This is a genomic window from Nitrososphaerota archaeon, from assembly GCA_011605775.1.
Lineage (GTDB): Archaea > Thermoproteota > Nitrososphaeria > Nitrososphaerales > JAAOZN01 > JAAOZN01.
This window is the reverse complement of sequence record JAAOZN010000028.1, coordinates 1-25,077: the sequence shown is the minus strand read 5'-3', so window position 1 is coordinate 25,077 and position 25,077 is coordinate 1. Positions and strand designations below refer to the sequence as shown.

The window sequence follows — 25,077 nt, the reverse complement described above, 5'->3', positions numbered from 1 at the left end:
CTCAGCCGTGATAACCTCGACCCCTATTGGTGTGCAGTATGTCCTTATCACCTCAAGCCTCTGTGGACCGCAATTCCTCAACGCGACGATCTTTCGTCTTCTGGTTATTCTCACTGCCATCCTGCAAGCTTCGCCAGCAGCGGAAGCCCAATCATACATAGAGCTGTTCGCTATCTCCATCCCGGTCAAGTCGCATACGAGGCTCTGATACTCATAGAGGGCTTGAAGCATACCTTGGCTCACCTCAGACTGATAGGGTGTGTAGGCTGTGTAGAACTCAGCCCTCGAAAGAACTTCATCAACTAAAGCCGGAACATAATGGGGCCAAACTCCACCGCCTAGGAAGCATCGATGTAGCGCTGGTGCAAGGTCTCCACTTAGGGTCTCTTCTATAAGCCTTTCAACCTCTGCTTCTGATCTACCCTCGGGTATGTTAAGGGGTCTCCGTAGTTTTAGATCCTCAGGTATGTCTAGGTAGAGGTCTTCTAGCGACCTCAAACCTATCACATTTAACATATGCTCTACAATATCCGTTGGTTGATTTGGTTGGTAGGATCTACTTCTACTCAAGACTATCAAAATAGAGTAAAGGGCTAAACGGTTAAAAATATATGCTCCGCAACTCTATGCGAAGAGGTTGGCTAAGAAGATATACCTTTTGATGCTGCTTGCCTTTCTCTACGCGTCAACACTGTCCTTAAGCGTTGAGGCTACAGACCAGCCACCTATAGTGTATGTGAAGCGCAATATTACACTAAACAGCTACGGCTACCTTCTACTTAACGACACCCTAACCTTAGTTAATAACTCAACTTCCCCTCTGCAACTACCAGGATTAACCCTCACCTATCCTACCACAGCAATAGATGTTCAAGTACAGCATCCTCTTGGCGAAGATTGGGTTAGGGTAGAGAGGTTAGGCAACGTAACTTCATTAAAGCTGATCCCAGGCCTTAGGGTACCAGCAGCCTCGAACCTTACAGTTACTCTAAGAGCGGTGCTAGGCGACCTCCTCAAACCGCTCGGAGAAAATAGGTATGAGATGATGGTACCCTTGCCCTCTTCGCCCGACACCCTACTAGCAGAGGCTGTGGTGGTGCTCTCTTTCCCAACCGACGTGAACCCAGTAAGCGCTCCGGAAGGGTTCAAGAGGTCAGGTGAATATGGTAGCGTATGGTCTACGGAGCTAAAGAGTATTCAACCTACGGCTGAGCCGCAAACCACAAGACTCTTGCTAAATGGGACTGATTACTCTTTTACGATTCTGAAGATTGAGAGGGAGGAGAGGGTTGTTAAGATAGCATCACCCACTGATGTGCTCGTCTTTGATACACTAACTATATGGAACGAGGGAAGCGGTACACTCTCTTATCTGAAGATTTCGGATAAAGGCTTGTCTTCAGTAACCTTGGCTAGAGGAGATATACCTTTGAGGGATCAGAAGGTGATCCCTATCATCGGCGGTTCGCTTGACTTCTATAGTCTGATCAAGGGTAATCTTAAGGCTGGCGAAAGGATATCGTTCACGATCAGCTACCCGCTACCAGATAGAGCGTTATCCGACAATACCATAATCCTTCGAATTCCGCAGAAGCCGCTGGTAGAAGCTTTAGCTAAAGAATATCGTGTAATTATTGATGCGCCGAAAGGGTGTAAAGTGGAAGGCCCGACACTTTTTGATCTAAGTTACACCAGCCCAATAAATGAGAAAGAAATCAGTGTCCCTGTGCGGTTTGGCGCTGCGTGGGCGTCAGCCTACGCCTTCTCAACAGCAACCTTGATCTTCCTAGCCTCCTTTATAGCGCTCTCAGCCTACACAGCCTCTAGAAAAGAAGCAAAAGGAAAGCCGTTACTGGAGTTGATAAAGCTGTATGAAAATGCGCTTCGCTCCCAAGAAGCTATAGCATATGAGTTAGCTACTGAGCGCCTTGATCGTTTGCAGAGTCAGAAGATAGATCTATTTGTACAGCAGATAAAGGAGATTCGTGCTAAGACTTCAGCAAGAGCTTCCCAAATACGTACTAAACTAATTCTAGACCAGAGAAGTGAGCAGATGCTTACAGAATTTACATCACTAGATAAAGCATATGAGCGTACTCTAACAGATATACTAGCTGCGTACAGGAGTTATCTGTCGGGTAAGATGAAGCGTGAAGCCTTCCAGAAGGCTGTTTCAGAAAAAAGCAGCAGCCTAAGGAAACTTGCTTCCTCCATCAGAGAAGTTTTGGATGAGATGAGTCGGATGTAGCACTAACCTTGAAGAAAGTTTTTAGACAGCTGACCAATGACCTTCTCCAATCAATTTACGCTGGTTTAAGATGATCGTCCACATAGGGTTAGACGACACAGATTCCAAGACAGGCGGCTGCACAACCTATACAGCTACCGAGGCTATAAAGCAGATTTTAAAGGGCAATCTTGCTAAATTCTTGGACTACCCTAGACTCATAAGACTGAACCCCAACATACCTTGGAAGACCCGTGGTAACGGCGCGGTAGCATTAACATTAGAAGTAGAGGAGCCAGAAGATGTGTTCCAAGCGGTCTGTAGATCGGTGCAAGCAACCCTATCTATACACATCGATGCTGCTGTAATCTTAGTTTTAGAGAAGGAGGTAGACCATCTTAAGCAGTATGCTGAGAGAGCGCTGCACACTATGGTCACGATGCGTGAAGCGAAGGAATTGTGTGAGAGGATAGGCGCCTATGTAAAGCTTTGGGGCAAGGGATCTGGGCTCAAAGGGGCTCTCGCATCGGTTGGCAATAGGTTAAATGATGACTACACATTCGAGCTCCTAGCCTACAGAAGACCAAACTACTGGGGGAAGCCTAGGGGGATAGATCCAGAGTCCGTCTACGCTATGGATAGGCTGCTGGGTAGAGCGGTATTCAACAATTATGACCCGGAAACAGGAAGGATCTTGATAACACCACACGGTCCAGACCCGGTTTATTTTGGCATAAGAGGCGAGGTGCCAGAGGTACTTGTAGAGGCGCTAAGCCTTTTGAAACTCCAGGAGCCGATAGATAGGTGGGTTATCTTCAGAACTAACCAAGGTACGGCTCAGCATCTGCTACACGAGCTCAACCCCAAGTCTCTGAAAGCGTATGATTCAGGGTATGTTAGGGGTATAGTTGCGAGTAGAGCGGTAATCGAGAGAGGTGGGCATCTCTACTTAACCATAGAAGCTCAATCCACCCCTGTAAAATGCGCAGTATATGAGCCGACAGGACCTTTTAGAAATATCTTTCAGCAGCTTGTTGAGGGCGACCTTATAGAAGTAGGCGGTGGGGTTAGAAGAGCGACAGCAAAACACCCAAAGGTCCTGAATGTTGAGTACCTTAAAGTCGTTCAGCTGAAGAAGGTTCTGCTGCCGAAGAAGCCTATCTGCGATATCTGCAAAAAACCCATGAAGTCCAAGGGCGGTGCAGGTTACTATAGGTGCAGAAGATGCGGCTTAAAGAAGAAGGCTACTGAATTTGTTGAGGTGCCTAGAGGCATTAAAGAAGGTGTTTATCTACCTCCACCAAGAGCACAAAGGCATCTAACGAAACCCCTGCAAAGATGGGGTTTAGAGAAACAGGGTTGGGATGGTAAGATGATTAGTAGATGGTACTGGTTCTCTGACTTATGTGATCTTTAGGGTGAACTTTCGGCGGGCCTTAGGCAGCCTTACTCTTAACACGCCACGCTTAAATACTGCCGAAGCCTCTTCTGGCTTAACCTTCTCAGGAAGCGTAACTACTTTCTTGAATGCTGTAAACTCGATGTTCTTCTGAACCATCCCCCACCTCTCCCATCTTATAGCCTTTTTCAGCGTAGCCTTGATTTCAAGTGTGTCTTCTGATACCTCCAAGCTTATATCCTCTTTTTTATCAACACAAGGGAGGTCTACTGTTACTATGATCTCGTTTTCACGGTTCTCGATCTCAACAAGCGGTTCAAGACATCTGTCTGCAGAGTTCCACGATGGTCTAACTATAGCGCCCTCAACTTCAGCCAGCAGATCCTCAATCCAACCCCATAAACTCCTACGCCCAGACAACCTTCCTTCACCCCTACCTATACATCAGAGGAATCTGCTGCTCACTCATCTTCCCAACACGCTCCAAGGAGCTCCTAGTCTGCATCATAAGATCCCGCGCTTTAATCTTTATCTCATCAGCCTTTTCAAGCAAGGGGTCAACGGAAACATTCAGCCCCAGTATATTGTTCAGCACCTGAAGCACCTGAGCAGCAGCGCCTGGATCAGGGTAGTTGGGGAACGCTTGAGCCATTAACGTTATCGCTGGGATCTTCTTGACCATACAATACTTCAGTATGAGAGCATATATTCCAGCTATAAACCCTTCGCTCATCACCTCAACCCCCTTCTCCTTAAGCAGATTCACGCTTTGCTCCATATTACCGACACCAAACACAAGAGGTTTATCAATATCGAGCCTATTCTGCTCCGGAAAACCTGTGAGCGAAACCACCAGCCTAGCGCCCTTAGCGCTTAACCAATCAACCAACACACTTGCTAGAGGGTAGATGGCTACAGGAGGGATGGCTATTTCAGATGTGACAACAAGCAGCTTCTCGTTACCCAAGATCCTAACCGGATCTGTTAGCACACCTTTATGCATAACCATAATAGGTGGGAAGAGGTTTGACTCGAAGTGTGCAACTTGCTCTAAACCAAGTAACTCAACCATGTGAGTTGCTGCTATGGTTCCCACCAATCCTACGTCGGGTAAGCCCTCGATCACCACAGGGTTGCTGAATTTCACACCATCTCTCTCAACAATTTTCATCTCTTCGCTCATCATCAACCACATTTATTTTCATTTAAAGTCTAATATATTTTATGCTATGTGGGTGGACCGACAGCGGTCCACTCTGGTGCCTTGGCGCCGACTACGCAATCCGCCCTCGGTATGTAGGGTTTAATGTCCACTATAGGTGTTTCTTCTACAAAGTCTAACCCTTTCACCACAAGCGTGCACCCCTCTATACCCACAAGCTCTACAACAGACAACCCTAAAGGATTCGGTCTACTCGGGCTTCTTGAAGCGAAAACACCGACTTCAGGCGCTCCAGGATGCCGCTTCGGCACAACACGCAGCGTCTGCCTATCCTTCGGCGTATCCTTTAGATGGAACCAACCTAAGACGATAATGTGTGAGAAGCTATCTAGCTTATCCAAACCTTCACAAAACTCAGACCTTAGCTTTATTCTCGAGATATTCCCCTCAACTCTCTCAACAAACCCTATAAACTTCAGATTAGCTTGCTGCCTCATCACATGTGGTTAGATGCTAGCTAATAAAATACCTTATGGCGCATTAAATAAGCATTAAAACCTCAGTCTCACCACCTTCCCCTAATCTGAAATCTACTTTGATAGCTTGAATCTTACCTGTGACCCTCTTTATTACGAGCTCTTTAAGGTTTAAAGGGTTATTGGTGTAGGCTACTGCTGCTTGCCCGTTAAGGGCGGCTATCTTATCACATATAGTGCGTAATATAGGCTTCTTATCCAGCATAACTATATGCTTCATCACAAATAGTTGGATGTTAGCTAATAAAATACCTCCTTCGATAAAGAAAAGGTGACTGAGGCTTTTTCAGCCTCAATTATCCTGCGTACTTAACCCTGTTTTCCTATTGCTGCTTTGATGGCTTCGTAAGCTTTTATCGCCTCTTCGACCGCGACTCCATCTTCCAGCGTCGTGACATCTCCTAGTGAAGCACCTTCGACAACCGCCCTCAATAGCCTTCTCATAATCTTTCCGCTTCTTGTCTTCGGGACGGTGTCAACGAAAGTAATCAGCGCATCTGAAGCCACTATGGGACCGATGGTTGCCCTTAGATACTTCTTTAATTCGCTTTCAACCTCCGGACTAGGTTTGAAACCCCTCTTGAGTACCGTAAAGATCACTGGTATCTGCCCTTTGATCGGATCACTCTTCCCTACACAAGCCGATTCAGCTACCGCAGGATGTCTGATCAGAGCCGACTCTATTTCAGCGGTCCCGATTCGATGCCCAGCTACCTTCAGAACGTCATCAGCCCTACCGAGCACCCATATGTAACCGTCTTGATCCTTAACCGCGAAGTCTCCAGTGTAGAAGTACATCTTGCCCTTAAACCTAGACCAATAGGCGTCGATATACCTCTGTGGATTCTTGTAAAGCGTCTCCAGCATACCAGGCCAAGGCGAAGTTATCACAAAGTATCCTCTAACGCCAGAGGCGCAGGGATTCCCATCATCATCCACAACATCCACGGTTATACCTGGTAGGGGATAGCCGTTAGTTCCAGGCTTGAGCGGGAATATTTTACCTAAACCGGGGAAGTGCCCTGTTATTATGTGCCCTGTTTCGGTCATCCACCAAGTGCTTGAAGCGACGATATCTTCTCTGCCTATGTTCTTGTAGTACCAGTTGAATGCTTCGGGGTTTATCGGTTCACCTACTGTATGTACGATTCTTAGTGTTGAGAGGTCGTGCCTTTTGATCAAGTCTTCTGGGTACCTCATCAGCATCCTTATAGCGGTTGGTGCTGTGTAGAATATCGTTACCCCATACCTCTCGATTATACTCCACCATCTATCTGGTTCGGGGTAGTCGGGTGACCCCTCATACATCACAGTCGTTAACCCCACGAGCAGCGGACCATATACAACATAGGAGTGACCAGTTATCCAGCCAACATCCGCAGTACACCAGAATATATCATCTTCTCTAGCATCAAAGATCATCTTCATGGTTGCGTACAAACCTACGGCATAGCCTCCTGCGGAGCGCTGAACCGCTTTTGGTGTACCTGTAGTTCCAGATGTGTATAGTATGTGTGAGATTACTGTCTCTGAGCATCTCTCAGCAGGCACTTTAACAGTAGGTGGTATGCCTGCGATCAGATCGTGGTGCCATACGTCTCTTTCCTTGTCCCAGGGTATGTCGATACCAGCGCGTTTGACAACAATTACTTTCTCTACTTTCAAACCGTTCTTCTCACATATCTTCAGAGCTTCGTCTACCACTGGCTTAAGGCTGACAACTTTGCCTCTTCTGTAAAAACCGTCTGCCGTGACGACTATCTTAGAGCCGCTATCTAATACTCTCGCAGCTAAGGCTTCGGCGCTGAAGCCGCTGAAGACTATGCTATGACCAACACCGAGCCTCTGCACAGCAAGCATGTAGAATGGGAGCTCTGGTATCATCGGTAGGTAGAATGTTACAAGGTCCCCCTTCTTTAGACCGAGTTTCTCTTTTAGGGCATAGCTTATGATGTTGGATTCTCTGTATAGATCGTAGTAGGTGAACTTCTTGACCTCTTTAGGCTGCTTTAATGTCTCATCCCAAGGTTCGCCTTCCCAGATAAGAGCCACTTTATTCTTTCTGCCCTTCTCGATCTGCCAATCTGTGTCCAAGTACGCTAGGTTAGTTTCGCCGCCTACGAACCATCTGTAGAATGGTGGGTTGCTGTCGTCAAGCACCTTTTCCCACTTCTTGAACCAGAATATCTCGTTAGCCCACCTGCTCCACCACTCTTCCAGCGATTTCTTATCAGCTACTGTGCTTTGATGAAATCTCCGGAAGTCTTCCTTACTCCAAACTCTATCCTTCCAACTTGGTGGAATTACGTCCTTCTCAAAGAACTCTTTGTATGCTTCTACGCCGCTCATCTTTCACACACTCAAGAGTAGGCTCTTAGCTGAAGTAATTTAAGGTTATCGCATAGACTATAATGAAAAACTAATCCGATTATCAAAATTTTCGCTCACTCAAGTTTTGTTAATCTTGGATAATCAGGTGGAAAATAGATGAATATTGTTTGTTAACGTCGTTGATTTCGTTTTCTATCTATTACTGTCTTTATTACGAACTCTTTAAGGTTTAAGGGGTTATCGACGTAGGCTACTGCTGCTTGCCCGTTAAGGGCGGCTATCTTATCACATATAGTGCGTAATATAGGCTTCTTATCCAGCATAACTATATTAAGTCTTATCTCTGCCTTGCCAGCCATATACGATGCTCTGAAGGCGTTTTCCAGAGGAGATAGTTCTCTTTTGTTAGAAGCCGTTGGCTCGCTGTCTGTGATAAGAAAGATATTCTTTTCTCCCTCCTCTTTCTCCAATATCTTTATAGCGGCGTCGATCGCACCACCAATATCTGTGAAGCCATATGGTTTAAGTTTTAGCAGTTGTCCGACTGGGACCAAATAAACCTCTTCGTTATAAGCAAGTACATGAAGGGCATCTTCCTTATACTCTTCTTGAAATAGGCGTTCTAGCGCAAGCGCTGCCATTAAACCACCTTTGAACTTGTTACCATACATTGAGTTTGAGATATCTACAAGGATGACGTTTGCACACCTTGATCTATGTTTAGGCACCCTAACCCTGATGTCCGATGGCAGTATCCGCATCTCCTTAGCGTCCCGCAGCACAGTATTAAGAAGTGTCTCCTGCCAATCTATCAGATCATAGGTGTGTGCGTATTCGTCAAACTCCCTTATGATATTAGTCGGCTCTACTCCATAGCCTTCCTCTTCGGTAATATGTATGCCCACACCACTCTTATTTAAATTCTTGAACGCCTCTTCCAGCACTCTTTGGGCTATGATCCTCTCCCCCTCCACTGTAAAGTTAGAGAATGTTAGGGAGCTTCTCAGATATCTGAGATTCCTTTTCGCGTTCTCCTCTATCAACCCTTCCTCTATCAACCCTTCTAAGACCTCTTCGGGAAAGTAGTCAAGTAACTGCGAGGGCTGAATATGCTCCAAAGGGATCTCACCACCTTTAATCTTTGAAACCATTTCCTCCCAAGCTCTCCTTCTACCGAGCTCCAATCTAGCCCTATTTCTTAGATCGCTTTCAGATAATAGGTCACTACGATCTTCACCCAGCATCTCAAGTAGCATATCGTATACAGCTTCATCCAAATCCTCAGAAAGATAGCGCTCTATAAGCTCTTTAAGGGCTGAAGATTCGCTTCGCCTTTCCGTGTTTTGGTTAAAGAGTTCGTACGTGAGATCCTCGACAAACTTCTGTCCAAATATAGATGAGAGTTTCTCTTTCCTTTCTTCGTCACATATTTCACATCTCGGCTTCATTTCTCTTCAACCTTCTTTACCAGATACTCGCTGCGGCTCTTAACCACGTATCTTGGTGCACACATGGATAGTGCGTAGAGAAGGATATCAGCAGCCGAGAGGAAGATCTCATCATCCTCAGCATAGCCTCTGCATAATTCGTAAACCGCCGAAGAGAAGTTCTTTAGCCCTCTAAGATTCTTTACGAAGGCTAGGTCAAGAGGTATACTGTAAGCACCACCTTTCGGTATGCCAACGCTTATGAGCTCTGAAATGATATCATCAAACCTATCGCTAGGTATTTTATCATAAACTTCTTTCGCTACTTTAAGTAGGCTTTCTTTAAAAAGCATCTTAGAAACCTCAACCCTACTTTCTTTGACTCCATACTCCAACTCTATTCTCCCAGCTAGGGCCAAAGCGACCACTTCCAGATCTTCGCCGTAGTCTTTTAGTAAGGGTACCCGTCTACCACCCCGAATTACCCTCGAAGCAAGGTGATCGAAGAGCTTTATCGTCGCTCTACAAGAAGGGGGTGCTTGAATCTTTCTTGCTGTATCACACTCTTTTGGGCTTCTACCGAGGATGACCGTATAAGCCATAAGCCTCATATGCCAATCGGGTAAGGTTACATCATAGTGGTCCTCACGCTCTATAAACGAGTTTCTACGCGCTATCTCGATCTCCTCCTCAACCGACGCAGGCGGCCCTATTTCTACGATCTCCATTCGATCCAACAGCGGCTCCTTTATGGGGGAAGTGCCGCGGTAGTTAGCTGGGTTTGTGGATGCGACCTCAATCAAATCGAGTTTAAATGGAACAATCTCTCCTTCACTCGTTGAAACTTGGTGCTCCTCAAAGAGTTCGTGTAGTAGTGTCTGAAGCGCAGTAGGCACAGCGCCTAGCTCATCAAAGTAGCCTATTCCGCGGTTAGCCTTCAGCGTCTTACCAGGTGTAAATACTTCTGGGTGGTCTAGATCGTAGCCTTCACGAATCTTCTGTATAGATATCCCTCCTATGAGCTGCCTTGTTGTCAGCATCGGGTCTCCAGGTATCCTAACCCATATCCTGGGTACCCAAGTTAATTCTATCGTCTCGCCTAGCAGGATCTTTGATTTGCAGGAGAAGCAGACTGGTGCTGTGGGGTCGTCGTGTATCTTACAACCTTTAATCGCCAGTATCTTCTCTGGCAAGAGTTTGGCTATGGCTTTTGAGAAGGTTGTCTTGCCATACCCCCTCTCCCCTCTGAAGAGGATAGGTGAGCCTGAGAATAGCGCTGTGGCTACCAGTTCCTTCTCCCTTTCTTTGCCGACGATATCTGGGAATAGGTCTTCTCCCTTCTTCTCTTTGGCTATTATCGCTTCTCTTATGTAATCTACCGTCTTCTTAGAATGGTAGTTGCGGAACTCCCGATCCCAGATATCTATCTCTTTACCGTTTAGAGTGTATTTGATACCGTCCCCTTTTGTCACACGAATCTGCTGGTATACCACATCCTCAACATCCAACGTTCGCTTGTTCAACCGCTAATATTAACTGCCCTTTACTACTTATTTAACCTTAAAGAAATGTTGTTGTTCGTCTAATTTTGATACAGTAAAAGAGTCAAATTTATTAAACACAAGGTTTGAAATGTAGCTAGTAAGCGGCTATATAAAGAGGGCAGGTAGTTGGCGCTGCAAAAAAGAAGAGGAAGATAACAGAACGGTTGAAGAATATTTAAGAGACATCACAGCCCTAGAAGAGAAGGGTCTCTACCCCGAGTATTCGAAGATGAGGAGACGCATTCTAGAGTTTTGGAGCTGGGCTTTAAAAGAGGGTTTGGTTAAGCCTAATGAGCGTGTGCAAGATGCTGTGAAGCGGCTTAGCAAGAAGACTTAGCCCCTTCTTCTTTATAGGCTAGGATCTGCTGCTTTATTTTGTCTGCTAGCTTCTTCATCTCCTCAACCGGCAAACTCTTCCGAACAGGCCAGCTACCATCCTCTGTGTCGTTATAGAACCTAGGTATTATGTGCACGTGAACGTGCTCTATAACCTGGCGGGCTGCCCGACCGTTATTCTGCCCAATATGCACACCATCAGCCTCCAGAGCCTTCACAGCAGCTTTAGCGACCAACCAGACCCTCTCAAACAGCTTCCCAGCTTCTGATCTAGGCATTTCGAGAAGCGTCTTATAGTGTTTCTTCGGTATAACCAAGGAGTGTCCGGGATTGTAGGGGTGTTTGTCCATCAGAACCAGGTACTCTTCATCTTCATCCACTATAACTCCTTGCTCAACTCCTCGTATTATTCTGCAGAAGGTGCAGTCTTCCACCAACCTACCTTAAAGTAGATGGTTTAGTGGTTAAAGAGGTTTACTTAGGGGCTCAAAATGTCCTATTTTTTGAGTAGAGCTACTCTGCTATCTTCGTCTTTCCCAGCCATCTGGTAGCCCGTCTGCTGCGAAATCTCCTCGGCTGCGGCGTAGACTTGGCTGAAACGGGGCATAGCGCTCTTCTCTAACCTCTTTGTAGAATAGCCGATATGCATATACGCTTTAACCTCTACGTAGGTCGGTTGGTGCTTAGATACTATTGTGGAGAAGCCTATAAGGGCTTCTGGATGATCGTTCAACCCGTGCATAAGGGTTATTCTGAACACGGTTGGGCAGGTGAATGTGGAGGTCAGTTCTAAGCTCTTCTGTAGAGCGCTCCAAAGCTTCGGCTCTATCGGTCGATTTAACCTCTGGTAAGACTCTTCATCCCAAGCTGTGAGCGAGATGTAAAGTTGAGTGGGTTCAGCATCTGACTCAACGAGCCTACTTAGAGCCTTCGGCAGAACACCTGATGTTACTAAGAAGACCGTCATCCCCCTCTTCTTGAACTCCTTTATTAAGTCAGTTAAATAGGGGTATAGGGTTGGTTCACCGGAGAGCGACAGAGCAACATTTGTCGGCTCCATAGATTCCCTAAACCTGCTCTTCTCAACCCTACCTTCTTTGACTAACGCACCGTAGCCGCAGACGATCCTCCTATGCTCAGCTATCAACCCCTCAGCAATAAACTTCGGCTCATCCCAAGTGTTGCTGAATGTATCGCTCCAACTATACCCTTCATCACCCGGCAAAATGCGCCAACAGTGCATACATTTAGTCAAGCAGCTTAAGACGGCTGGTGATGCTTGGAGGCATCGGTGTGAACTTATCCCATAGAACTTCTCCTTATAGCAGGGGCGCTTGTAGACGAGGCTGTTGTGAAGCCACAAACACTTCTTCGTCGCCGAGTGCGTACCGACCAGATGATAGCCTTGCTTCTTAAGTATCTGCTTTAGCTCAACCGGTATTCTTTCGACCGCAGCAGCTCTTTGAGGCTGCATCACCCTATCTTCAACCTTAGATAGGTGATGGCAAGTTAAAGTTTGATTGTCTCCTCTTTCATGCCGTTCTTAGTTATTATAAGAAGATCTATGCCATCGCCGCTCGCTGCGTCACGCTGTATGGCTGACTTTATAGCCTTGATGACAAGCGCCTTAGCCTCCTCTTCGCTCATATCCTTTCGGTATTCGCTCTCCAGCACACCTATAGCCATCTCAGCACCGGAGCCTACAGTGGCATAGTCGTCTGGTATAACAGATCCTAACGGGTCAAGCACATAGATCGCTGGTGTGTCATCAACCCCACCTATAACAACTTGTGTTATAAGAGGCGCCCATCTACGCTCGAACATCAGCACCGACATAAGTTTGGCTACAGAGTTTGGTGGAAGAGACCTATTTAACTCGATTTCACGTAAGTAGATATAAGCGGAGATTTCTCTAACCAAGATCTGCATGTCTGCTACAAGGCCTGCGCAAGCTGCACCCACAGTCTTGCTTATCTTGAATACTTTCTTTCCACTCCTACTTACTACGTGTGTGCCGTAGGTGAGCCTCTTTTCGGCTCCTAAGATTACACCATCTTTGAATGTCACACCCACAGCTGTTGCACCGGGCATCCAAGCTTCGTTAAACATGTTTATCGTCACTAAAGCTATCACAGCACAGATTAATTTAAGTTGTGGTTTAGAGTAAGAGAACGTTTCTCTTAATCTTGTGTTTGCTGTGTTAGATGCCGACCGCAGCCAAGCCTAATCTTTCAACGTTAGAGGCGAGGATGTCTGATGCTGCGCATACCCAGCAAATAGCGCCAGAAGTGTACGCTATGTTGCCGCAGATGTGGCACGCCATAGCGTCTTTCTATTTGGATGCTGCGGATATTAACAGATAGGTGCACTAAATTAGACCTATGGTAAAGAAAGCCTACGCATTATAATTTTATGCAAATGTCTTGTATTTTGCTTAACTATTCTAATTATGTGGTGCTGCTTTATTCAATTCTTAGTCTCTCGCTATTTTAATTCCGCTTTCTTTTGGGGTTGAAGCCAAGCCCATTTAATGCTCATTAAATACCTTGCTATCGAGGCTATGCCTATGCCGAAGAGGTTTGAGATAGTGTAGTGGAGTGAAGCTAGGTCTGTTAGGACGTAGAGAATGAGAAGGTTTATGACAAGTCCCACCAGCATAAGGATGTTAAACTTAACCAACCTCTTTAGTATGTGTCCTGACCTCCGATCTTTGAATGTCCAAATATCGTTCAGCATGAAGTTTGATATTATCGATATCTCAATCGCTACGATGCTTGAGTAAATGTAGTATAGACCTAGGCTGGTTAAGAGCATCAGGATGCCTTCATTGACGAAGACGCCTGTCAACCCAACTATATTGAATTTTATGAATCTTATCCAGTACCGTAGTGTTAAAATCTTCTGTAGCGTCTTAGAGTCAAGTTTAGTCCTACCCATCTTCGCCACCTAGCCTACTCAATAGCAGTGTTAGGATAACAGCGGCCAGTAACAGCCCTTCTGCAACATACAGTATGGCGGTTAACCCGCCTATCTGACCCGAAGCGCCCCCAACTACGTTACCTACTGCTATTCCTAGGCTGAGCATGATGCTGTATAGCCCCATGGCTGAGCCGCGTAAAGTCGATCTAGCGGTGTCGCCTACTAGAGCCAGAATTGATGGCACGAGTGCAGAAACCATTAGGGCTGAGGGCGCTATCACATATAGATAGGCTCCGAAGCTGGGGTACTCTGGGTTGGTGTCTGGGGATAGTGAGAGGGCTAGTGTTGGTAGTAGAATGAGCATGCCGATGATGCCTATCCACATCGTCTTTTCCCGCCCTATCTTATCAGAGACCTTACCGAAGATCGTAGCACCTACACCTAAGCCCGCAGCGCCTGCGAAGAGGAGAAGCCCAGATTCCCCTACGGTGAAACCGCCTAAGCTCAAAGCTTTTGGTATAAAGAAGGCTATTCCGACCAAAGTTGTGAGTGCGAACCAGAGTGGTAGTAGGCTCTTTATCTTCCAGCTAAGAGCTTTAAAGAAGTTGAATGTAAGCGGCGCTCTCAGCTGCTCGTGTGGCGGTTCGATCACCAATACTTTAGCTAAGACCGTTGCTGTAAGTAGAAGGGTTGCTGTGGCGAAGAACACGTAACTAGGGTTGGTTTCGAAGGTGGTGTAGAGCCCTGTGCCTATGAGTATCCCTCCCGCGTAACCGGCTATGTTAGCTAGATCGAACAAGCCCATGCCTACACCTCTATCACTAATCTTTGTGAGATCTGTGATTATTGTTAGGGTTGATACAATTATGGCTGCTGCTGAGACACCCATGACACCGTGCACAACCGCTATGAATAATGTGTCCCTTGATAACCCGATGAGGAAGGTTAGGATCGACATAGAGGTTAGCCCAAAGAGAAGCATACGTTTACGCCCGTGCCTATCAACATACATGCCAGTAGGCGCTGCTGACAAAGCTTCAAAGACCGGGTAGATTGAGAGCACCACCCCTGTTAGAAAGCTGTCTGCGTTAACGTAGTGAGGGAAGGCTATCACAACAACTCCGAAACCTACACGCGTGAGGAAGGTTACCAAGTAGAGTATGGGGAGGTCAAGGGCTCTATAGCGGAGTAGAAGGTTGGTGCCCAACGCTACCACAGTTTTACCGCTTCGCTATCGCTCTTTCGTTATTTAAATTGTTTGCCAAACCATCTTGGGGGTAATCTTAACCTCAACAGCGCCAGAGCTGAGTTTGTTTAACTCATAGTTGCAGCCAGTCAACCTGCTCACAACATACAGGTTGGTTTCAAGATGCTGGGTGAGTTTAGAGGTGGTGTAGGTTGAAGCGCCTTCTGCCAAAGAGAGCGGTAGCACAAGCATATCTGCAAGGTGGGAATCCACGGCTACTTGGGCAGACCACTCGGATAGAAACTTTTCAGCAGCCTCCCTACCTACTTGCTCAGCTGGTTTGCCTCTTTCACCTATAGCGTCTGCACCCAAGTACGTCCCTTTGGATTCGTCTACGCTGTATATGGTTAGGGATGTACCAGCGCTGATAGCAGGCTCTACTGCGGATTTAACGTCAGCTACTGGTATCATGTGTTGGTTGAGTATGTTGAGGGCTGAGTTGAGCTGCCTCTTCGCAACCTCTGGTGGCAGTTGCGAACATACGCTGATTATATTTGCTGGTGATTCCGGTTGCCGTATTAGAGTTAGGGGCTTTATGCTCTCAGCAGGCTCAACTTCAACTTTCACCAAGCCACCACCCTTAGGGTAGTAGCCACGCCTCTTCACGGCAAGCTTCACATCGACTCCTAATGCCTTTAATGCTGGTATGAAGACGCAGCTAAAGTAGTTTATGGTTGGGCTCCATTTAACATCAGTTCCACCTATGATCTCGAAACTACACTTCTGCTCGGCCTTAGCTGCTACTATAACCGCAACTTGGAGGAGGAGGGTTATCGCACCAGCAGACCCTATATCATACCTCATCTCGCTAGCGGCGAGCCTCTTGGGTTTGAAGAGGATGGTGGAGGAGCCTACGTGAAGCCCTTCTACTTCAGCGTCACACATCGAAGCTATTATCTTTATGGTACCAACGTGCTGCGGCCTAAGCCCTGGATTGGGTCTACCAGCTCTGATCTTGACTACCTTTACAGGTCTTTTTATTATCGCTGATAGGGCTACTGCGGTTCTAAGTATCTGCCCCCCTCCTTCACCATAAGAGCCATCGACTACCGCTTCGCTCAACCCAACCCCTTTAACCCCTCTGCTTGGTGTTTAAATAATTCTGTGAGCCTATAAGAGGGTATGTGGCAGAGAGGTCTTCTAGTGGGGCGCTTCCAACCCTTCCACACCGGTCATCTTCACGCTGTAAGGTATGCGCTGGAGAAGGTCGAGGAGTTATGCATCCTTGTCGGTTCTGCTGACAAGAGCCATCAACTAGACAACCCCTTCACGGCGGGCGAAAGGGTGTATATGATAAAGGCTGCGCTAGAAGAAGCTGGTATAGACTGCAGAAGGGTGCTGATCATACCTTTGCCAGATTCTTCCGCCCACTCGCTCTGGGTTGCTTCGGTTAAAGCAGCTGTGCCCAAGTTTGATGTCGTCTTCTCCAACGACCCTCTAACAAGGAGGCTGTTCCAAGAAGAAGGTTTCACCGTATTAGACATACCATTCTATGAGCGCCCAACATTCTCAGCCACCGAAGTTAGGCGTAGAATGTTAATGGGAGAACCCTGGGAGGAACTGGTCCCTAGGGCTGTTGCAAAAATAATTTGTGAAGTAGGTGGTGTTGAGCGCCTTAAGCAGCTTAACCAACAGAAGTAACAAAGGGCCGTGCTTAAAACTAAAACTATTAGCAACGTCAGACATTCGGAAATAGTTCAGAAGCTAATAGATAAAGCTCTTATATCAGCCTCTGGCACGGGTTTAGGTATGCGTAGAAAGCTCGTTATGATACCGGGGCCAACTAACGTGCCTGACCGAGTTATGCACGCTATGCTCAAGCCGATAATAAACCATCGAAGCCCAGCCTTCACACAACTCTACAATGGTATTAAAGAGAAGTGCCAGAAGGTCTTCCTCACCAAGAGCGACATAATCGTGTTTACAGCCTCTGGCTCCGGAGGCGTGGAAGCAGCTATAACAAATATCGTTAGACCCGGGGATAAGGTGCTTGTCACGGTCTTTGGAGAGTTCGGACAGAGGGCTGCGGAGCAGGTTGAAGCGGCTGGGGGTAGAGCGGTAGTCGCGGAAGCCCCGCTTGGTGACGCTCCTCGGATGGATAAGATCAGAGCTCTGGCAGAGGCTAATAAAGATATTAAAGCAGTCTTTGTAATATATAATGAAACCTCGACCGGCGTCACATTTAGATGGCTTAGAGATCTAGGTAAGCTTGCCTCAGAGCTAGGTGCCTTCTACATTGTTGACGCTATCTCCATACTTGGTGGAGACGAGCTGCCTGTAGATGAGCTTGGTGTCGATATTTGTATAACTGGTAGTCAGAAGTGTCTTGCTGCCCCCCCGGGTGTAGTTATTGTATCGGTGAGCGATAGGGTTAAGAAGTATCTTGAGAGCAACCCTCCACCTCCAAGACACTACTTCAACATGCCAAGATACTTTAAGTATGCAGAGAGAGGGGAGACACCCTTCACACCAGCTCTACCGCTCTTTTACGCGCTTGATGAGGCGCTTAATATTGTGTTGGAGGAGGGTTTGGAAAACCGCATAAGAAGGCATAAGATATGTGCTGAAGCTTTTTACAGAGCCTTATCAGCAATAAACCTCAAACCAACAGCGAAAGAGGATGTTAGATCTAATGTTGTGTTAGCCTTTAGCTACCCTCCCGGTATAGAAGACGGTAAGTTCAGAAAGCTATTGGATGATAAGTTTGATGTATTGGTCGCAGGCGGCTTTGGCGAGTTCAGAGGAAAGGTCTTTAGAATCGGTTGCATGGGTGAAGTGAACACCCCGCACGTATTAACTACTGTAACAGCTGTATCTGCGGCTCTAAACCAGCTCGGTTACCAGAACAGCACAGCCGCAGCCTTGAACGAAGCCCTCAAAGTCCTATCACAGCTAAACTAATACGTAGATCGAATAGAAGCGACAGAGCGGTGAGCGACAAGTATTTTAGCCCATCTTTAGATGGCGTATCTGTGCTCCGAATTGCCGCTCGAAACAGGAACGCTCGTCCTAGTTAACTTAACTGGGAAGGTCAAAGATACAAACGAGCCTCTTGAAACTACCGTTGAAGAAGAGGCGAAGGCTCTAGGCATCTACGACACCTCCAGAAGGTACGAACCACGCCTAATCTCAGTAGGCGAAGGATGGGTTATACCTGGAATAGATGAAGCACTTAAGCAAGCCTCCGTAGGGGAGAAGATCAGCATCGATATACCACCTGAAAAGGCTTTTGGGCAAAGGGATGCTGCTAAGATCAGACTTATCCCTCTTAGAAAATTTGGTGAAAAAGCGCAGGAGATAAGCGTAGGGGACGAAGTGGAGTACGAAGGGAGGGTAGGTATAGTGAGGTTTGTGGGTTCAGGTAGGGTGCAAGTAGATTTTAACCACCGCTTGGCTGGAAAAGTGCTTACCTACACGATCGAGGTGGTGAAGAAACTCGAAGATCCGATGGAAAAGGTGCTCCATCTGACTAAGCGTTGGATAAACTTGGATGAGAAGAAGATCTTAGCAACCATAGAGGATAAGACCGTCAAAATACAGCTACCCGAAGAAACCTACCTATTTGAGGGCTTACAGATAAGCAAGAGAGGAATATCAAAAGACATCTTCAAATACCTACCAGAGATAGAGAAGGTAATTTTCATAGAAGAATACCGCTCAGAAAAGAAGAGGGAAGAGAAACCTCAAGAAGCTAAAGCATCCGAAAAACCCGAAGAGCAAGAAAAGAAAGAGGTCAAATAACCCCGACATCTTTGGCAAGAGCCTTCGCTTGCTCATAACTTAAACGTATTTTATGCAGAATAGTATATCTTTCAGGCCTAAGATCTGGTGCCAAAACAAGGGCTTTTGCGATCTGATCAGCACTTAACCCCAGTTCTGTGGCAGTCACAGGTGCCTTCACATCACGCAGTGCATCTCTAAGCTTCTCCCAATCTAAATTGTGTAGCTTCGCCATCATAACAGCACCTAACCCACATTTCTCTCCATGAAGCCCTACGTTAGGCGCTATAATGTCTAGCGCATGGCTGAAGAGGTGCTCAGCTCCACTGCACGGTCTGCTGCTCCCAGCTATGCCAGCAGCTACACCCGCGCTGATCAGAGCTTCAACAACATCTCTCACATACTCTTTACTGCCGCTACCTATACCTTTAGCTTCAGATAGTACGATTTCCGCGCTCAGCAGCGCTAGGTTTGCAGCATATTTGCCGAAATATTCTTGCTTCTCGTCCCTTGCAAGCATCCAATCTCTAACAGCCGTTATTTTTGCTATGAGGTCTCCGCAACCAGCTGCTAGAAGCTTCGGCGGCGCTTCGGCTATAATATTTACATCAGCCAAAACGCCAGTAGGCGGTTTAGTCATATATGAGTAGGGCCTGTCCCCGCCTTTTATTGAGGCAAGCGGGCTTGCTATCCCATCATGCGAAGCGCTGGTCGGTAAGCTTACAAAAATTACTCCACAGTAATATGAGGTAAGTTTAGCGACATCTACTGCCCTACCCCCGCCTAAGCCTATTATTAGATCTGCGCCAAACTCTTTAGCAACCCTTACAGCGTCTTCCACCTCCTTCTTAGTTGAGTGATCCACCTCTATGCATCGATACCTAAACTCCTCCCTCTTTAACGCATCCTCCACCATCTCTCCAACCCTAGCCCACACGATAGGTCCACTTATGATCAGAATGCGTTTAGGTGAAAATCTGGCGAGGAAACTACCTACTTCTCTAATCACACCATAACCTATCTGGATTACACGAGGGAGCTCCATCAGATGTGAACTCAAACCAAATCCCTACCTAAAGCGAGCTATTTTAACCTCACCTAAGCATTAATACTTAAGTTCACCCAACTCTGAACGTAGTAAGAGGAGAGCAGTGCTTGACACCAAGGGGCTGCTGGTGAACATGGGCATATATATGCTGGATGTCTATAGATCTCCAAACATCGGAGTGTTCCTTAAAGCAAATAACCGATTCGTTCTAGCGCCGCGAGGCTTAGCCTCAACCAAATGCTCCAAACTATCTATACTATTAGGCGTTAAACCAATCAGAATATCCATAGCCGGTTCACGCCTCCTAGGCCCCTTGGTGGCTCTGAATGACAACGGCATATTGGTTTCAAGGTTGGCAGAAGACGAAGAAATAAAGACGTTAAGCAGAGAGACAGGGTTGCGTGTAGCTAGGCTACCAAGCAAATATACTAGCGTTGGAAATCTTTTAGCAGCCAACAATAAAGGAGCAGTAGCATCACCCCTTCTTCACGCAGAATGCCTAAAAACAGTAAGAGAGGTACTGGATGTTCCCGTGGAGACCCTAAGTATAGCCGGATACACGCAGGTCGGTTCACTTGTTACCGTCACAGATAAGGGTGCAGCCGTCCATCCGAAGGCTTCGCCTACCGAGATAGAACGCCTTTCTGAAATCTTTTCAGTAGATGTAGAGCCAGCAACCATAAACGGTGGTGTACCTTTTGTTACGTCTGGAATATTAGTCAACCAAAGTAATGCGGTGGTAGGGTCCCTTACTACTGGGCCGGAGTTGATGATACTCAGTAGAGTCTTCAAGGTTTAAATGTAAGATAAAATCCACCAGATGCTGGGAGTTGAGTGTAGAAGAACAGATTCAAAGGATGGTTCTCGAGCTGAGGATCCTCGAATCATACTATAATGAACTCTCTGCGAGGGAAACACTAGTAGCAAGAGCCTTGCTAGATAGTAAAGCAACCATAGAGGCTCTTAAATCTATACCTGAAGGCTCAGATTCAGAGATACTTGTGCCACTAGGGGCGGGTGTTCTGATGAGGGTCTGCTCACCTACTGCTGACAAACTTTTGCTTAACGTTGGCGCAGGCGTAGTTATAGAAAAGAGTAAAGAAGACACACTAAAATATCTAAATGAACGCTTAAGCCAGCTTGAAGCAGCCCTCTCAAATATCGGTACTCAGAAAGCCGAACTAGCAAATAAAATAAATGCGTACAGAGCCCAAGTGAATAACTTAGCAGCAAAATTAGAGCAAGGTTAACTAGAGATGTTTGAGAAGCTTAAGAAGGCTCTCTCCTCTTTAGCCGCCTCAGCAACGCAAAAGACCTTATCTGAAGATGAAGTTGAAAAGGTTCTATGGGAGTTCGAATTAGCGCTGCTTGAGAGCGATGTAGCAGAAGAGGTAGTCAAGGCGCTAACCTCTAGAGTTAAGCAAGAGGTTGTAGGGCTGAGAGTTAGTCGAAGCACACCAACCCAAGAATACCTTAAGAGGAAGCTGCTCGAGATAATAAGGGAAGAGTTCTTTAAGGCTAAACCTATTGACCTTATTCAGCAGATAAGTGAAAAAAAGGCTAAAGGCGAGCCGTATGTGATCATCTTCTTAGGCATAAACGGCACGGGTAAGACTACAACTATAGCGAAGTTCGCTAACCTTCTTAAGCAAAAGGGGTTCAGCGTCATATTAGCCTGCGCAGACACACATAGAGCTGGTGCTATAGAGCAGCTAACGACCCACGCAGAGAAGCTCGGTCTAAAGGTTATTTCACAAAGATATGGTGCAGACCCGGCTGCGGTAGCCAGAGATGCTGTGATTTACGCTCAGAAGCATAGAGTCGATGTTGTTCTTGTCGATACGGCTGGTAGGATGCAGACAAGCCGAAACCTTATGGACGAAATGGAGAAAATAATCCGCGTTGTGAAGCCAGACCTCAAGATATTTGTAGGAGATGCTTTGGCTGGAAACGATGCGGTATCACAAGCTAAGGAGTTTCAGAAGTTTACAAACTTCGACGGTGTTGTACTCACTAAGGTCGATGCTGATGTGAAGGGGGGCGCAGCCCTCTCGATAGTCTATGTCACGGGCAAACCCATACTCTATCTAGGTGTAGGGCAGAGCTACGACACCCTAAAACCCTTTGACGCAGACGAGTTTGTAAAATCACTATTTGACGCTTCGGAAAGATAATTATACCCCCGGTGTAGATTCATCGCTTGAAGAGGTAGATGAAGTTAAAGGGTCTTGACCTACTCTCGCTAAAAGAATTAGATGCGAAAGAGATAATCACCATACTTGACACCGCAGACCGCTTCAAAAAAGAGAGGAGGCAAGGCATTCTACATAAACCGCTCCGTGACAAAACACTAGCGATGATCTTTGAAAAACCCTCCACACGCACGCGTGTAAGCTTTGAGGTTGCCATGAAGGAACTCGGCGGGAACACGATTGTGCTTCATTCAAGCGAGATGCAGCTGGCTAGAGGCGAAACCATAGAGGACACGGCTAGAGTGCTCTCAAGATATGTTCACGCAGCGATGCTCCGTGTGATTAGACACTCAGATTTAGTTAAGTTTGCTGAGGCAGCCCCGATCCCGGTCATAAACGGGTTATCTGACCTTTACCATCCTTGTCAGATCCTTGCGGACCTTCAGACGATCAGAGAGGCGAAGGGTGGGTTAAGCGGCTTAAAGATCGCTTGGGTTGGTGATGGAGATAATAACGTAGCCAATACACTGATAGTAGCCGCTGCTAAACTCAATCTGACTCTCAACATAGCTTGCCCAAGAGAGTATCAGCCAAGAAAAGAAGTTTTGCAAGAAGCGGGAAACTCGAAGATATACATAACCGAAGACCCAGTCGAAGCCGTTACAGACGCGGATGTCGTAATCACCGACACCTTTATCTCCATGGGTAAGGAAGCTGAAAGAGAGAAGAGGCTTAGCACCTTTCTACCCAGATACCAAGTTAACGGGAGGCTGATGGAGATGGCTAAGCGTGACGCCATCTTCCTCCACTGCTTACCCGCACATAGAGGCGAAGAGGTTACAGACGATGTGATAGACGGTAAATGGTCGGTCGTCTGGGAGGAAGCTGAAAACAGACTACACACACAAAAAGCGATACTCTACCACCTACTCCTACTCTAGAAAATCTTATACATAATTAACCACATGCATTAGGATGTGCAAAGCGATCTTAAGATCGGTTTCCACGTCTCTATCACAGGCTCAATAGATCTGGCTGTAGATAGGGCTAAGGAAGCAGGCTGCACAGCCTTCCAAATCTTTTTGAAGAACCCAAGAGGCTGGGCGTATAAACCGTTGGATGAGGAGGAAGCGGAGCGTTTTGTGAAGAAATGTGAAGATTGGGGCTACACCGCTGTTTTGGCGCATATGCCTTACCTACCAAACCTCGCTTCTCCAAACGATGAAACATACAAAAAATCTGTAAACTGCTTGCTCGAGGACCTAACAAGAGCAGGGAGGCTGAAGATCCCCTACCTTGTGCTCCACCTAGGAAGCCACATGGGTTCGGGTGAGGAAGCTGGCATGCAGAGGGTTGTCAAAGCCTGTAGATCTGCCCTCAAAGCTGTGAACAACAAAGTTATGATATTGCTCGAAAATACCGCTGGTCAGAAAAACAGCCTCGGCTCACGGTTCAAAGATCTCAAAAGAATAATGGATGAGATTGGTGAGCAAGGTAGGGTGGGAATCTGCTTCGACACCTGCCACGCATTCGCAGCAGGCTACGACCTAAGGACCCAAAAAGCCGTAAACGAAACACTATCCCAGCTCGACAAAGAAGTTGGCCTCCAGCACCTCAAGGCTGTGCACTTAAACGACTCCGTAGGCGATTTAGGCTCACATCTAGATAGGCACGAGCATATAGGCTTAGGGAAGATAGGCGAAAAGGGGATGAAGGCAATACTACACACACCCGAAATCAGAAGACTACCGATAGTCATGGAGACACCAGTAGACGAAAGAAGAGACGATCAAGGGAACCTTGCAAAGGCCCTCAAGCTAGCAAAATAAGCGAAAATCAACCTTATGTAGCCCCAAAGATTTACCTAACTGTAGCGTATGCGGGGGTTGCCAAGCCAGGTCAAAGGCGCGAGGCTCAGAACCTCGTCCCATAGGGGTTCGTGGGTTCAAATCCCACCCCCCGCACCATTCTCAAAGCAGTAGACCATATCAACATAAACGCTTATATCTAGGGCTCTAACCTACTATTAATTTGCGCGTCGCTTGGCGGCGTCTATAGTAAGCCTATGGGTCGAACCCAAGCAATGCGCTATAGACCTCCAGACGCGCTAACAAGTATGAAGATTCAACAGATAATCTGTTGAATCTGATGTAGGCTGTGTGCCCTCGCAAGAGCTTAGCCGTACTCCCAAATAAACGCCCTGACTCCGGTTGATCCTGCCGGACCCAACTGCTCTCAGAGCGGGACTAAGCCATGCGAGTCGTACGCCTCTCGACCATGTGAGAGGCGTGGCGGACGGCTCAGTAACACGTAGCCAACCTACCCTGAAGACGTGGATAACCCCGGGAAACTGGGACTAATCCACGATAGATCAAGGCGCCTGGAAGGGGCCTTGGTCGAAAGGGTTGAGGAGGCATGTCTCCTCAGCCGCTTCAGGATGGGGCTGCGGCCGATCAGGTAGTTGGTGGGGTAATGGCCCACCAAGCCTATAACCGGTACGGGCTTTGGAAGAAGGAGCCCGGAGATGGACACTGAGATAAGGGTCCAGGCCCTACGGGGCGCAGCAGGCGCGAAACCTTCGCAATGCGCGAAAGCGCGACGAGGCTACTCTGAGTGCCATCCGCTGAGGATGGCTTTTCTCGGGTGTAAAAAGCCCGAGGAATAAGGGGAGGGCAAGTCTGGTGTCAGCCGCCGCGGTAATACCAGCTCCTCGAGTGGTTGGGGCGTTTATTGGGCCTAAAGCATCCGTAGCCGGCTCCATAAGTCCTCCGTTAAATCCAACGGCTCAACCGTTGGGCTGCGGAGGATACTGTGGGGCTAGGGGGCGGGAGAGGCGGACGGTATTCCCTGGGTAGGGGTAAAATCCGCTGATCCAGGGAGGACCACCAGTGGCGAAGGCGGTCCGCCAGAACGCGCCCGACGGTGAGGGATGAAAGCTGGGGGAGCGAACCGGATTAGATACCCGGGTAGTCCCAGCCGTAAACGATGCG

Annotated in this window: 26 protein-coding genes, 1 tRNA gene and 1 rRNA gene; 13 read left to right on the top strand and 15 right to left on the bottom strand. The window is 47.2% G+C overall.

The window, feature by feature from the left end; translation table 11 throughout:
• The coding region (locus HA494_02445) for a glycine dehydrogenase (protein NHV96636.1) at positions 1–570 on the bottom strand (570 nt) is incomplete at its 3' end.
• 67 nt (positions 571–637) lie between these two features.
• On the opposite strand from HA494_02445, the gene HA494_02440 reads away from it, so the two are divergent.
• Positions 638–2,248: a hypothetical protein gene (locus tag HA494_02440; GenBank protein ID NHV96635.1), complete on the top strand. Its 1,611-nt coding sequence runs from the start codon at positions 638–640 to the stop codon at positions 2,246–2,248.
• Positions 2,249–2,318: 70 nt separating this feature from the next.
• Positions 2,319–3,644: a DUF1743 domain-containing protein gene (locus HA494_02435; protein ID NHV96634.1), complete on the top strand. Its 1,326-nt coding sequence runs from the start codon at positions 2,319–2,321 to the stop codon at positions 3,642–3,644.
• On the opposite strand, the gene HA494_02430 is transcribed toward HA494_02435, so the two are convergent.
• The 10 genes from HA494_02430 to HA494_02385 form a co-directional block, all read right to left on the bottom strand.
• The gene (locus HA494_02430; protein NHV96633.1) at positions 3,630–4,046 is read right to left on the bottom strand and encodes an Hsp20/alpha crystallin family protein; all 417 of its coding nucleotides are present in this window, start codon (positions 4,044–4,046) and stop codon (positions 3,630–3,632) included. The genes HA494_02435 and HA494_02430 overlap by 15 nt on opposite strands.
• A 13-nt stretch (positions 4,047–4,059) precedes the next feature.
• Complete coding sequence (locus tag HA494_02425; protein NHV96632.1) at positions 4,060–4,809, bottom strand: proteasome assembly chaperone family protein; 750 nt, start codon at positions 4,807–4,809, stop codon at positions 4,060–4,062.
• 44 nt (positions 4,810–4,853) lie between these two features.
• Entirely contained in the window at positions 4,854–5,285 is a 432-nt protein-coding gene (gene tsaA, locus HA494_02420) for a tRNA (N6-threonylcarbamoyladenosine(37)-N6)-methyltransferase TrmO (protein ID NHV96631.1), read from the bottom strand.
• Positions 5,286–5,328: 43 nt separating this feature from the next.
• On the bottom strand, positions 5,329–5,544 hold the full coding sequence (locus HA494_02415; protein NHV96630.1) for a hypothetical protein: 216 nt from the start codon (positions 5,542–5,544) through the stop codon (positions 5,329–5,331).
• Between the two features lie 89 nt (positions 5,545–5,633).
• Positions 5,634–7,673, bottom strand: a complete 2,040-nt coding sequence (acs, locus tag HA494_02410; GenBank protein NHV96629.1) for an acetate--CoA ligase — start codon at positions 7,671–7,673, stop codon at positions 5,634–5,636.
• A 152-nt stretch (positions 7,674–7,825) separates the two neighbouring features.
• Positions 7,826–9,103, bottom strand: a complete 1,278-nt coding sequence (locus tag HA494_02405) for a hypothetical protein (protein NHV96628.1) — start codon at positions 9,101–9,103, stop codon at positions 7,826–7,828.
• A complete protein-coding gene (locus HA494_02400; protein ID NHV96627.1) occupies positions 9,100–10,575 on the bottom strand; it encodes an ATPase in 1,476 nt (491 codons plus the stop codon). The genes HA494_02405 and HA494_02400 overlap by 4 nt, the downstream gene beginning before the upstream one ends.
• A 371-nt stretch (positions 10,576–10,946) precedes the next feature.
• A complete protein-coding gene (locus tag HA494_02395; protein NHV96626.1) occupies positions 10,947–11,399 on the bottom strand; it encodes an HIT family protein in 453 nt (150 codons plus the stop codon).
• A gap of 59 nt (positions 11,400–11,458) precedes the next feature.
• Positions 11,459–12,436 carry a 4-demethylwyosine synthase TYW1 gene (locus HA494_02390; protein NHV96625.1) on the bottom strand — a complete coding sequence of 326 codons (978 nt, stop codon included), beginning with the start codon at positions 12,434–12,436 and terminating at the stop codon, positions 11,459–11,461.
• Positions 12,437–12,471: 35 nt separating this feature from the next.
• Positions 12,472–13,053, bottom strand: coding sequence for a proteasome subunit beta (locus tag HA494_02385; GenBank protein ID NHV96624.1), 582 nt, complete (start codon positions 13,051–13,053; stop codon positions 12,472–12,474).
• Between the two features lie 113 nt (positions 13,054–13,166).
• Between HA494_02385 and HA494_02380 the strand changes: the two genes are divergently transcribed.
• Positions 13,167–13,325 carry a hypothetical protein gene (locus tag HA494_02380; GenBank protein ID NHV96623.1) on the top strand — a complete coding sequence of 53 codons (159 nt, stop codon included), beginning with the start codon at positions 13,167–13,169 and terminating at the stop codon, positions 13,323–13,325.
• Between the two features lie 121 nt (positions 13,326–13,446).
• Here HA494_02380 and HA494_02375 read toward each other — a convergent pair whose 3' ends face one another.
• The 3 genes from HA494_02375 to HA494_02365 are packed head-to-tail and all read right to left on the bottom strand — an operon-like array spanning position 13,447 to position 16,189.
• Positions 13,447–13,899: a GtrA family protein gene (locus HA494_02375; GenBank protein ID NHV96622.1), complete on the bottom strand. Its 453-nt coding sequence runs from the start codon at positions 13,897–13,899 to the stop codon at positions 13,447–13,449.
• Positions 13,892–15,097, bottom strand: a complete 1,206-nt coding sequence (locus HA494_02370; protein ID NHV96621.1) for an MFS transporter — start codon at positions 15,095–15,097, stop codon at positions 13,892–13,894. The genes HA494_02375 and HA494_02370 overlap by 8 nt, the downstream gene beginning before the upstream one ends.
• A gap of 33 nt (positions 15,098–15,130) precedes the next feature.
• Positions 15,131–16,189, bottom strand: a complete 1,059-nt coding sequence (locus HA494_02365) for an RNA 3'-terminal phosphate cyclase (GenBank protein ID NHV96620.1) — start codon at positions 16,187–16,189, stop codon at positions 15,131–15,133.
• A 60-nt stretch (positions 16,190–16,249) separates the two neighbouring features.
• Here HA494_02365 and HA494_02360 point away from each other — a divergent pair, with 60 nt between their 5' ends.
• The 3 genes from HA494_02360 to HA494_02350 all read left to right on the top strand — a co-directional run bounded on the left by HA494_02360 (position 16,250) and on the right by HA494_02350 (position 18,868).
• Positions 16,250–16,768 (top strand): nicotinamide-nucleotide adenylyltransferase, encoded by a 519-nt coding sequence (locus HA494_02360; protein ID NHV96619.1) that lies wholly within the window; start codon positions 16,250–16,252, stop codon positions 16,766–16,768.
• A gap of 126 nt (positions 16,769–16,894) precedes the next feature.
• Complete coding sequence (locus tag HA494_02355) at positions 16,895–18,028, top strand: alanine--glyoxylate aminotransferase family protein (GenBank protein NHV96618.1); 1,134 nt, start codon at positions 16,895–16,897, stop codon at positions 18,026–18,028.
• Positions 18,029–18,088: 60 nt separating this feature from the next.
• Positions 18,089–18,868: a peptidylprolyl isomerase gene (locus HA494_02350; GenBank protein ID NHV96617.1), complete on the top strand. Its 780-nt coding sequence runs from the start codon at positions 18,089–18,091 to the stop codon at positions 18,866–18,868.
• Here the strand turns inward: HA494_02350 and HA494_02345 are convergent.
• Positions 18,861–19,892, bottom strand: a complete 1,032-nt coding sequence (locus HA494_02345; protein ID NHV96616.1) for an iron-containing alcohol dehydrogenase — start codon at positions 19,890–19,892, stop codon at positions 18,861–18,863. The two genes, HA494_02350 and HA494_02345, sit on opposite strands and share 8 nt — an antisense overlap.
• 106 nt (positions 19,893–19,998) lie before the next feature.
• Between HA494_02345 and HA494_02340 the strand changes: the two genes are divergently transcribed.
• The 7 genes from HA494_02340 to HA494_02310 all read left to right on the top strand — a co-directional run.
• Positions 19,999–20,694 carry a translation initiation factor IF-6 gene (locus HA494_02340; GenBank protein ID NHV96615.1) on the top strand — a complete coding sequence of 232 codons (696 nt, stop codon included), beginning with the start codon at positions 19,999–20,001 and terminating at the stop codon, positions 20,692–20,694.
• 31 nt (positions 20,695–20,725) lie between these two features.
• Positions 20,726–21,145: a prefoldin subunit alpha gene (gene pfdA, locus HA494_02335; protein NHV96614.1), complete on the top strand. Its 420-nt coding sequence runs from the start codon at positions 20,726–20,728 to the stop codon at positions 21,143–21,145.
• Positions 21,146–21,151: 6 nt separating this feature from the next.
• The gene (gene ftsY / locus HA494_02330) at positions 21,152–22,069 is read left to right on the top strand and encodes a signal recognition particle-docking protein FtsY (protein NHV96613.1); all 918 of its coding nucleotides are present in this window, start codon (positions 21,152–21,154) and stop codon (positions 22,067–22,069) included.
• 38 nt (positions 22,070–22,107) lie between these two features.
• Entirely contained in the window at positions 22,108–23,028 is a 921-nt protein-coding gene (argF, locus tag HA494_02325; protein ID NHV96612.1) for an ornithine carbamoyltransferase, read from the top strand.
• A 36-nt stretch (positions 23,029–23,064) separates the two neighbouring features.
• Positions 23,065–23,916: a deoxyribonuclease IV gene (locus HA494_02320; protein ID NHV96611.1), complete on the top strand. Its 852-nt coding sequence runs from the start codon at positions 23,065–23,067 to the stop codon at positions 23,914–23,916.
• A 50-nt stretch (positions 23,917–23,966) separates the two neighbouring features.
• Positions 23,967–24,054 (top strand) — tRNA-Leu (locus tag HA494_02315).
• Between the two features lie 229 nt (positions 24,055–24,283).
• Positions 24,284–25,077: ribosomal RNA gene (locus tag HA494_02310) — 16S ribosomal RNA — on the top strand; the annotation flags it as partial.

What these genes read in the sequence shown, in the direction of transcription:
- HA494_02390 (NHV96625.1), bottom strand. Translation starts at nt 12,436, where the DNA reads ATGCAGCCTCAAAGAGCTGCTGCGGTCGAAAGAATACCGGTTGAGCTA.
- ftsY (NHV96613.1), top strand. Translation starts at nt 21,152, where the DNA reads ATGTTTGAGAAGCTTAAGAAGGCTCTCTCCTCTTTAGCCGCCTCAGCA.
- acs (NHV96629.1), bottom strand. Translation starts at nt 7,673, where the DNA reads ATGAGCGGCGTAGAAGCATACAAAGAGTTCTTTGAGAAGGACGTAATT.
- HA494_02435 (NHV96634.1), top strand. Translation starts at nt 2,319, where the DNA reads ATGATCGTCCACATAGGGTTAGACGACACAGATTCCAAGACAGGCGGC.
- HA494_02405 (NHV96628.1), bottom strand. Translation starts at nt 9,103, where the DNA reads ATGAAGCCGAGATGTGAAATATGTGACGAAGAAAGGAAAGAGAAACTC.
- HA494_02360 (NHV96619.1), top strand. Translation starts at nt 16,250, where the DNA reads ATGTGGCAGAGAGGTCTTCTAGTGGGGCGCTTCCAACCCTTCCACACC.
- HA494_02415 (NHV96630.1), bottom strand. Translation starts at nt 5,544, where the DNA reads ATGAAGCATATAGTTATGCTGGATAAGAAGCCTATATTACGCACTATA.
- HA494_02355 (NHV96618.1), top strand. Translation starts at nt 16,895, where the DNA reads ATGATACCGGGGCCAACTAACGTGCCTGACCGAGTTATGCACGCTATG.
- HA494_02425 (NHV96632.1), bottom strand. Translation starts at nt 4,809, where the DNA reads ATGAGCGAAGAGATGAAAATTGTTGAGAGAGATGGTGTGAAATTCAGC.
- HA494_02385 (NHV96624.1), bottom strand. Translation starts at nt 13,053, where the DNA reads ATGCCCGGTGCAACAGCTGTGGGTGTGACATTCAAAGATGGTGTAATC.
- argF (NHV96612.1), top strand. Translation starts at nt 22,108, where the DNA reads ATGAAGTTAAAGGGTCTTGACCTACTCTCGCTAAAAGAATTAGATGCG.
- HA494_02350 (NHV96617.1), top strand. Translation starts at nt 18,089, where the DNA reads ATGGCGTATCTGTGCTCCGAATTGCCGCTCGAAACAGGAACGCTCGTC.
- HA494_02345 (NHV96616.1), bottom strand. Translation starts at nt 19,892, where the DNA reads ATGGAGCTCCCTCGTGTAATCCAGATAGGTTATGGTGTGATTAGAGAA.
- HA494_02375 (NHV96622.1), bottom strand. Translation starts at nt 13,899, where the DNA reads ATGGGTAGGACTAAACTTGACTCTAAGACGCTACAGAAGATTTTAACA.
- HA494_02380 (NHV96623.1), top strand. Translation starts at nt 13,167, where the DNA reads ATGCCGACCGCAGCCAAGCCTAATCTTTCAACGTTAGAGGCGAGGATG.
- tsaA (NHV96631.1), bottom strand. Translation starts at nt 5,285, where the DNA reads ATGAGGCAGCAAGCTAATCTGAAGTTTATAGGGTTTGTTGAGAGAGTT.